Source organism: Kineococcus siccus, from assembly GCF_009906795.1.
Lineage (GTDB): Bacteria > Actinomycetota > Actinomycetes > Actinomycetales > Kineococcaceae > Kineococcus > Kineococcus siccus.
This window is the reverse complement of the sequence record NZ_JAAALN010000206.1, coordinates 1-7,365: the sequence shown is the minus strand read 5'-3', so window position 1 is coordinate 7,365 and position 7,365 is coordinate 1. Positions and strand designations below refer to the sequence as shown.

Below are 7,365 nucleotides of genomic sequence, written 5' to 3'. Positions count from 1 at the left end.
GCCGAGGACGGGCGGCAGGTGGTGCAGCTCGACGTCGCGCAGCCGCCCGTCCTCGGCCGTGGCCGTGAGGTAGGTGCACGTCGGCATCCGGCGGCGGTCCGTCGGGGAGCCCGGGTTCAGCAGCCGCAGCCCCGCCGGGGTCGTCGTGTCCCAGGGGACGTGGCTGTGCCCGAACACCAGGACGTCGCAGCGGCCCGCGAACCGCTCGTCGCAGCGGCGCTCGCGGCCCGTCGCCGCGCCGGTCTCGTGGACGACGGTGAAGCGCACTCCGCCGGCCGAGAAGTCGGCGACCTCGTCGAGGTGCTGGCGCACGTCGGGGCCGTCGTTGTTGCCCGCGACGCCGACCAGGCGCCGCGCGCGCCGGGTCAGCGCCTCGACCGTGGCCGCGTCGACCCAGTCCCCCGCGTGCACCACGACGTCCGCCGCCGCCACGGCGTCCCACACGGGCGCGGGCAGCTCGCGGGCACGCTTCGGCAGGTGGGTGTCGGCGAGGAGCAGCAGGGCGACCACGGCGTCGGGACCGGGCGTCAGGACAGCTGGCGGACCCGGACGGTCTCGGGCAGCTCGCGCAGCCGGCGCCCGACCTCGTCGGAGGCGGCCGCGGCGATGTCGGTGACGACGTAGCCGAGGTCCCCGCGCGTCGCGAGCTGCTGCCCCTCGATGTTGACGCCCGCGTCCGCGAGGACCCGGTTGATCGCGGCCAGGACGCCGGGGACGTTGTGGTGCAGGTGCGCCAGCCGGACGGTGCCGGGGACCTCCTCGGTCGCCAGCGGCGGCAGGTTCACGCTCAGGGTCGTCGACCCGTGCAGGACGTAGTCGCGCAGCTTGGCCGCGACGAACCGGCCGATGTCCTCCTGCGCCTCCTCGGTGGACCCCCCGACGTGCGGGGTGAGGATGACGTTCTCGAGGCCCCGCAGCTCGGACTCGAAGCTCTGACCCCGGCCCTTGGGCTCCTCGGCGAACACGTCCACGGCGGCCCCCGCGAGGTGCCCGGACTCGATGTGGCGGCGCAGCGAGCGCTCGTCGACGACGAACCCGCGCGACAGGTTCAGGAACACCGACCCCCGGCGCATGCGCGCGAACTCGGCCTCGCCGAACAGCCCCGTGTTCCCGCGCCGGCCGTCGACGTGGATGGTCACGACGTCGGCGATGTCGAGGACCTCGTGCAGGGACCCGCAGCGGCGCGCGTTGCCCAGCGCCAGCTTGTCCGCGGTGTCGTAGAAGAACACGCTCATGCCGAGCGCCTCGGCCACGACGGACAGCTGCGAGCCCACGTTGCCGTAGCCGATGATGCCCAGGCGGCGCCCGCGGACCTCGTGCGCGCCGGCGGCGGACTTGTCCCACACCCCCGCGTGCATGAGCCGGTCCTTCACAGTCAGCCGGCGGGTGAGGGCGATGATCTCGGCGAGCGCGAGCTCGACGACGCTGCGGGTGTTGCTGTACGGCGCGTTGAACACCGCGACGCCCTGCCCGGCCGCGGCGAAGAGGTCGATCTGGTTGGTGCCGATGCAGAACGCGCCGACGGCGCGCAGGTCGGGCGCCTGCTCGAGGACCTTCGCCGTCACCTGGGTCGTGGAGCGGATCCCCAGCAGCGACACGCCCCGCAGCCGCTCGACGAGCTCCAGCTCCTCGAGGGCGTCGGACGCCGTCTCGACCTCCCACCCGGCCTCGGTGAGCAGCGTGCGCGCGTCCGCGTGGATGTTCTCCAGCAGCAGCGCGCGCCGGGGCGCGACGGGCACGGCGGTGTCGGGGGCGTGCACGGGTTCCTCCAGCAGCGGACGACGTTCGGGCGTCCAGTCTCCCGCACGGCGCGCGGGGCGCCGACCCGGTCAGCGGCGGGCGGCGGCCACCGCGTCGGCGACGGGCTGCGGGCCGGCCACGAGCTCGAGGACCTCGCCGTCGCCCGGGCGGTCCAGCAGCGCCACCAGGACGTCCGCGACGTCGGCCCGCGGGACCGAGCCCCGCCCGACCGAGCGCGCGAGCTCCACCCGGCCCGTGGGCTCCTCGTCGGTCAGCGCCCCCGGGCGCAGGACGCTGACGTCGAGCGCGTCGCGGGCGAGCACGTCGTCCTCGGCGGCCAGCTTGGCGCGCAGGTAGGCGACGAAGACCTCGTCGACGCCCGCGGGCGTCGCACCGTCGCGCACGAGGTCCACGCCCATCGAGGACACCAGGACGTAGCGCCGCACCCCGGCCGCCTGCGCGGCGTCGGCCAGCAGCACGGCCGCGGCGCGGTCGACGCTGTCCTTGCGGTCGGTGCCGCTGCCCGGCCCCGCCCCCGCCGCGAAGACCACGGCGTCGGCGCCCGCGAGGTCCCCGGCCACCGCGGCGACCCCGGAGGTCTCGAGGTCGCGCACCGACGCGCGCACCCCGAGGCGATCCAGGTCGCCGACGTGCGCCGGGTCGCGGACGAGACCCACGACCTCGTCGCCCCGGGCGGCGAGCCGCCGGCCGAGGTGCTGGGCGATCTGACCGTGGGCTCCCGCGACGACGATGCGCATGCGGCGACGGTAGGGGGTCGCGCGGTGCCGCGCCGGGTGGTGCCGGCCGGGTGAGCGGGCCGGCGGGACGAGGACGGCGGTCGCCGGGGACGGCGGCGGTGCGCCATGCTCGCGCCGTGCCGGATGCCGCTGCCCCGCCGACGACCACCGTCTCGGCCGCCCTGGACCTGACCGCCGACGCCGCGACGCCGGCGTCGCTGCTGCTCGCGGTCGCGCGTCGCGACGGCGTGGACGTCCTGACGGAGTCGCTGACGGTGACGGGCCCGGACGGCCCGGTCGCGGTGACCGAGGTCGACGCGGGGGACGGGACGCGGCTGCACGAGGTGCTGCTGCCCCGCGGGGCGACCACGGTCCGCTACGCCGCGGAGGTCCGCTCGGCGCGCGGCGAGGCCCCCGGGCTCACCGACCTCGAGCGGTGGGCGCTGACCCGGCCGAGCCGCTACGCGCCCTCCGACCGGCTGAGCGCCGTCGCGGCCGCGGAGTTCGGCGGGGTGGACCGGGCCGGGCTGCCCAGGGCGGTCGCGAGCTGGGTGCACGAGCACCTCGCCTACGTCAGCGGTTCCAGCGCCCCCACCGACACGGCCGTCGAGACGCTCCTCGCCCGGCAGGGCGTGTGCCGCGACTTCGCCCACCTGACGACCACGTTCCTGCGGGCGCTGGACGTGCCCGCCCGGCTGTGCGCGGTCTACGCACCGGGCCTGTCGCCCATGGACTTCCACGCCGTGGTCGAGGCCGCCCCCGAGGACGCGTGGGAGGTCGTCGACGCGACCCGGCTCGCACCGCGGCAGGCCCTCGTGCGGATCGCGACGGGCCGCGACGCGGCGGACACGGCGTTCCTCACGACCGCCGGACCGGTGACGCTGACGTCGATGGAGGTGCTGGCCGTCGTCGCCGGGGACCTGCCCGTGGACGGCCTGGCCCCGGGCGTGCCGCTGCCCTGAGGGCGGCCGGGCACCGGGGCGCGTCAGGCCTGCTCGAGGCGCGCCAGCTCGTCCTCGCTCAGGAAGAACTCCAGCGCCGAGACCGAGTCGATCCTCGACTCGGGGCGGCTGGACCCCGGGATCGGGATGACGACCGGAGACTTCGCGAGCTCCCACGCCAGCGCCACGACCTGCGGCGACACCCCGCGCCCGGACGCGATCTCCGCGAACGCCGCGTGGTGGGAGCCGAGGTCGGCGGCCTTGGAGATGCCGCCCAGCGGGCTCCAGGGCAGGAACGCGATCCCCAGCTCGTGGCAGCGCTGCAGCTCGACCTCGCTGGAGCGGTAGGCGGGCGAGAACTGGTTCTGCACGCTCGCCAGGCCATCGGCCCCGAGCACCTCGCGCGCGATGTCGATCTGCTCGAGGTTCGCGTTGGAGATGCCGACCTGCAGCACCTTGCCGGCGTCCTTGAGCTCCTTCAGCGCGCCCACGGACGCGGCGTAGTCGACCGCGTCGTCCGGGCGGTGCAGCTGGTAGAGGCCGATGGCCTCCACGCCGAGGGCCTTCAGCGACGCCTCGCACGCGGACTTCAGGTGGGCCGGGGAGGAGTCGATCGTCCATGACCCGTCGCCGGGGCGCAGGTGCCCGCCCTTGGTGGCGACCAGGACGCTGGAGGCGTCGCCGGACCACGACGCCAGCGCCGAAGCGATGAGGCGCTCGTTGTGGCCGGTCTCGCCGGGGTCGCGGCAGTAGGCGTCCGCGGTGTCGATGAGCGTGACCCCCGCGTCCAGGGCCGCGTGGAGGGTGCGCACGGCGCGGTCGGTGTCGGGGCGCCCCTCGATCGACAGCGGCATGGCGCCGAGGCCGATCGCGGAGACGGTGCTGGTTCCGAGCTGTCGGGTGGGCAGCGGCACGGTGGTGCTCCTCACGGGCGGGTGACCCCGCTCTCGTCGTCGGCTTCCTCGACCAGCGTGGCCGCGTCGGGCCGCGCCTCGAGTCGTTCGTCCGGGATCGGCTTGCCGGAGACCGTGGACACGCCGTAGGTGCCGTCCTCGACGCGGGCGAGGGCGGCCTCCACGCTGGCGAGGCGGTCCTTCACCTGCTGCAGCAGCGCCGCGTTCTCCTCGGCGATCTGCTCGTGGGCGCCGCGGTCACCGAAGTCGTCGACGCCCTCCTCGGCGTCGCCGCCACCGCCGGGCTCGATGCGCGCCTCCAGGCTCGCGGCGTCCTGCTGCAGCTGCTGCTGCATCTCGAGCAGGCGCTGGCGAGCGGCCTGGGTGTCCATGCGGGTCTCCTCGGTGCGAGTCGTGCGGTGCGTCCGGACGCACCGCCTCCGGTGGCGGTGCGCCCACAGTCCTACCGCGGGCCCGGCGAGCCAGCACGACGAGGGCGCGCCTCGCGGCCCGGCGCGGGCGGGTCCAGACTGGGCGGGTGATCACCGTCGACCTCTCCCTGCAGCTGAAGTCCGCGGGTCTGGAGTGGCACCCCGTCTCGGGGGACCGCTTCGTCATCCCGAACCGCGACATGGACGACGACGTCTTCACGCTCAGCGACATGACGGTCGAGGTCCACGACCACCCCAGCGGGCGCATCATCGGGTTCAACGGCACGACCGAGTGGGCGCTGGACTCCGTCGACCAGCCCGAGGCCTGCTGGCTGCCGGCCGAGCACCAGCTGCGCGAGCTGCTCGGCGACCGCTTCACCCGGCTGGAGCGGCGGGACGTGACCGACGGGACCGTGCACCGCGTCCTGCTCCTCGACGAGCAGGGCGCCGACGCCTTCGAGCACCCGGACGCCGCGTGCGCCTACGCGCTGGCGCTGCTGCACCACCTCTCGGGCGCCCCCGGCGGCACCGCGGGGACGGACCCCGCCGCCACTGTCGGACCCGCCGGGGACATCGCCGGGGACACGGCAGGGGACACCGCGGACCGCTGACAGCGGCCGGCGCGCGGCCCGCTCGGCGTCCCGGCGCTCAGTCCCCCGCGCCGGGCGTCGGCTCGTCGTCGCGACCGGCCAGGAACCGCTCGAACTCCGCGCCCAGCTCGTCGGCGGTGGGCAGGAACGCGCTGGCCGCGCTGGTCCCCCGGCCCTCGTCGCCCATGGCGTCGTACTGCTCCTCCAGCGCCCGCACGACGGCCCCCGCCTCCGGGGAGTCCGCCACCTGGGCGTCGACCTCGACCCGCGTGGCGGACGCCGCCTCGAGCAGGGTGTCCACGGGCAGCGCCACGCCCGTGGCGCCCGACAGCGAGCGCACGAGGACGGCGGCCGCGTCGGGGTAGTCGTTGCCGGCGAGGTAGTGCGGGACGTGGGCGAGCACCGACAGCACGTCACGGCCGGCCTCGGAGCCGCGGTGGTGCAGCAGCGCGCTCGCGTGCCCGGGGACCTGCGCCTCGACGTCCCACGTGCGGTAGCCCTCGAGGAGCTCGGCCCGGCTGGCGCTGGCCGTCACGCCGCCCGGCCGGGTGTGCGGCACCGCCGTCGGCGCGGCCTGCAGGACGATCGTCAGCCCGACCCCCAGCACGTCGGCCAGCTGCCAGACGGCGGCGGTGAAGCGCTCCCACTGCACGTCCGGCTCCGGGCCCGTGAGCAGCAGCAGCGAGGAGCCGTCCTCGTCGCGCACCCGGTGCAGCTGCAGGGACGGCGCGTCGTAGCTCACCCAGTCGGACCCGCCGAACGTCATGGTGGGCCGCCGGGAGCGGTAGTCGTGCAGCTGGTCGACGTCGAAGGTGGCCACGACGTCGTGCTCGCGGGTCGACAGGAGGTGCTCCACCGCGAGGCGGACCGCACCACCGGCGTCGAGGAACCCGGACAGGGCGACGACCAGGGGCGGCTCGACGAGACGCGGCAGGTCGTCCTCGAGGTGGTAGAGCGACGTGGGATCGAGCATGGGCCCATCATCCCCCGGCCCCGCGGGGCCGCGGACGTCAGACCCCGGTCGTCGCGCCCGTTCCCCCCGTGGCGAACGCGTCGTCGCGCTCGCTGCGCAGGGTCGCGATGGCGACCTCGAAGTCGGCGAGGGAGTCGAACGCCTGGTAGACGGAGGCGAAGCGGAGGTAGGCCACCTCGTCCAGCTCCCGGAGGAAGGGCAGCGTCGCCAGCCCCACCTGGTGGGCGTCCACCTCGGCGGACCCCTGGGCCCGCACCGCCTCCTCGACGCGGTGGGCGAGCAGGGCGATGTCGTCCTCGCTGACGGGACGGCCCTGGCACGCCTTGCGCACGCCGGAGGCGATCTTGGAGCGGGAGAACGGCTCCGAGGCACCCGAGCGCTTCACGACGGCGAGGCTCGCGGTCTCCACGGTGCTGAAGCGCTTGGAGCAGTTCGGGCACTGACGACGCCGGCGGATGCTGCTGCCGTCCTCGGCCGTGCGCGAGTCGACGACCCGCGAGTCTGCGAACCGGCAGAACGGGCAGTGCACAGCTGCTCCCTCCCGCACCTGGAGAGGTCTGCAGTCCACCGCACCCTCGCCGGTGGGGTGCCCGTGCGGTACTGCCCCCAGATGCTGGGGTGACGGTACGTCGATGTCGCACACGGCGGCAACCTGCCTCGCCCGCGGCACCGCGCTCACCCGGCCGGTCAGCGCCGCGCCGGGAGCACGAGCTCCTGGCCGGCGCGCACGGCCTGGGACGGGAGGTGGTTCGCCTCGACGATGCCGACCGCGACGTCGCGCCAGTCCTCGCCCGGAGCCCACTGCGCGGCGATCTCCGACAGCGTCTGCCCCGGGGCGACCGTGACCACCACGAGCGGAGCGGCGCCGGTGCCGGCCGCGGCCGGCCCCCCGCCGACCGCGCTGGTCACGGCGACCACGGCCGAGGTGAGGACGGCCACGGCGGTGGTCGTGACGAGGAGCCGCCCGCGGCGCGTGAGCCGCAGGGGCCGCCGCGCCGGGCACGCACCGGCCCGGCGCGGGGCGGGGCGGCGCAGCGACGCGCGCGGCGCCGGGGCGGGC

10 protein-coding genes are annotated in these 7,365 nt (G+C 75.9%); 2 read left to right on the top strand and 8 right to left on the bottom strand.

The window, feature by feature from the left end:
* The 3 genes from GTR02_RS17910 to GTR02_RS17900 form a co-directional block, all read right to left on the bottom strand.
* A partial coding sequence (locus tag GTR02_RS17910) for a YfcE family phosphodiesterase (RefSeq protein ID WP_166608844.1) occupies positions 1–510 on the bottom strand: 510 nt, incomplete at its 3' end.
* 17 nt (positions 511–527) lie between these two features.
* Positions 528–1,760 carry a phosphoglycerate dehydrogenase gene (serA, locus tag GTR02_RS17905; protein ID WP_338073897.1) on the bottom strand — a complete coding sequence of 411 codons (1,233 nt, stop codon included), beginning with the start codon at positions 1,758–1,760 and terminating at the stop codon, positions 528–530.
* Between the two features lie 69 nt (positions 1,761–1,829).
* On the bottom strand, positions 1,830–2,498 hold the full coding sequence (locus GTR02_RS17900) for an NAD(P)H-binding protein (protein ID WP_166608843.1): 669 nt from the start codon (positions 2,496–2,498) through the stop codon (positions 1,830–1,832).
* 116 nt (positions 2,499–2,614) lie between these two features.
* On the opposite strand from GTR02_RS17900, the gene GTR02_RS24655 reads away from it, so the two are divergent.
* A complete protein-coding gene (locus tag GTR02_RS24655; protein WP_205709541.1) occupies positions 2,615–3,439 on the top strand; it encodes a transglutaminase domain-containing protein in 825 nt (274 codons plus the stop codon).
* Between the two features lie 23 nt (positions 3,440–3,462).
* Here GTR02_RS24655 and GTR02_RS17890 read toward each other — a convergent pair whose 3' ends face one another.
* Both GTR02_RS17890 and GTR02_RS17885 read right to left on the bottom strand, forming a co-directional pair.
* The gene (locus GTR02_RS17890; RefSeq protein ID WP_166608846.1) at positions 3,463–4,326 is read right to left on the bottom strand and encodes an aldo/keto reductase; all 864 of its coding nucleotides are present in this window, start codon (positions 4,324–4,326) and stop codon (positions 3,463–3,465) included.
* Between the two features lie 17 nt (positions 4,327–4,343).
* Positions 4,344–4,703 (bottom strand): TraR/DksA family transcriptional regulator, encoded by a 360-nt coding sequence (locus GTR02_RS17885; RefSeq protein WP_166608842.1) that lies wholly within the window; start codon positions 4,701–4,703, stop codon positions 4,344–4,346.
* A 146-nt stretch (positions 4,704–4,849) separates the two neighbouring features.
* Here GTR02_RS17885 and GTR02_RS17880 point away from each other — a divergent pair, with 146 nt between their 5' ends.
* The gene (locus GTR02_RS17880) at positions 4,850–5,353 is read left to right on the top strand and encodes a pilus assembly protein CpaE (protein ID WP_166608841.1); all 504 of its coding nucleotides are present in this window, start codon (positions 4,850–4,852) and stop codon (positions 5,351–5,353) included.
* A gap of 37 nt (positions 5,354–5,390) precedes the next feature.
* Here the strand turns inward: GTR02_RS17880 and GTR02_RS17875 are convergent, their stop codons facing one another.
* The 3 genes from GTR02_RS17875 to GTR02_RS17865 form a co-directional block, all read right to left on the bottom strand.
* Complete coding sequence (locus tag GTR02_RS17875) at positions 5,391–6,305, bottom strand: proteasome assembly chaperone family protein (RefSeq protein ID WP_166608840.1); 915 nt, start codon at positions 6,303–6,305, stop codon at positions 5,391–5,393.
* 37 nt (positions 6,306–6,342) lie between these two features.
* Complete coding sequence (nrdR, locus tag GTR02_RS17870) at positions 6,343–6,834, bottom strand: transcriptional regulator NrdR (protein WP_166608839.1); 492 nt, start codon at positions 6,832–6,834, stop codon at positions 6,343–6,345.
* Positions 6,835–6,992: 158 nt separating this feature from the next.
* On the bottom strand, positions 6,993–7,365 hold a 373-nt coding region (locus GTR02_RS17865; RefSeq protein ID WP_205709540.1), incomplete at its 5' end, for a LysM peptidoglycan-binding domain-containing protein.

Coding starts and splice junctions, on each gene's coding strand:
- GTR02_RS17900 (WP_166608843.1), bottom strand. CDS start 2,498: ATGCGCATCGTCGTCGCGGGAGCCCACGGTCAGATCGCCCAGCACCTC.
- GTR02_RS17885 (WP_166608842.1), bottom strand. CDS start 4,703: ATGGACACCCAGGCCGCTCGCCAGCGCCTGCTCGAGATGCAGCAGCAG.
- GTR02_RS17875 (WP_166608840.1), bottom strand. CDS start 6,305: ATGCTCGATCCCACGTCGCTCTACCACCTCGAGGACGACCTGCCGCGT.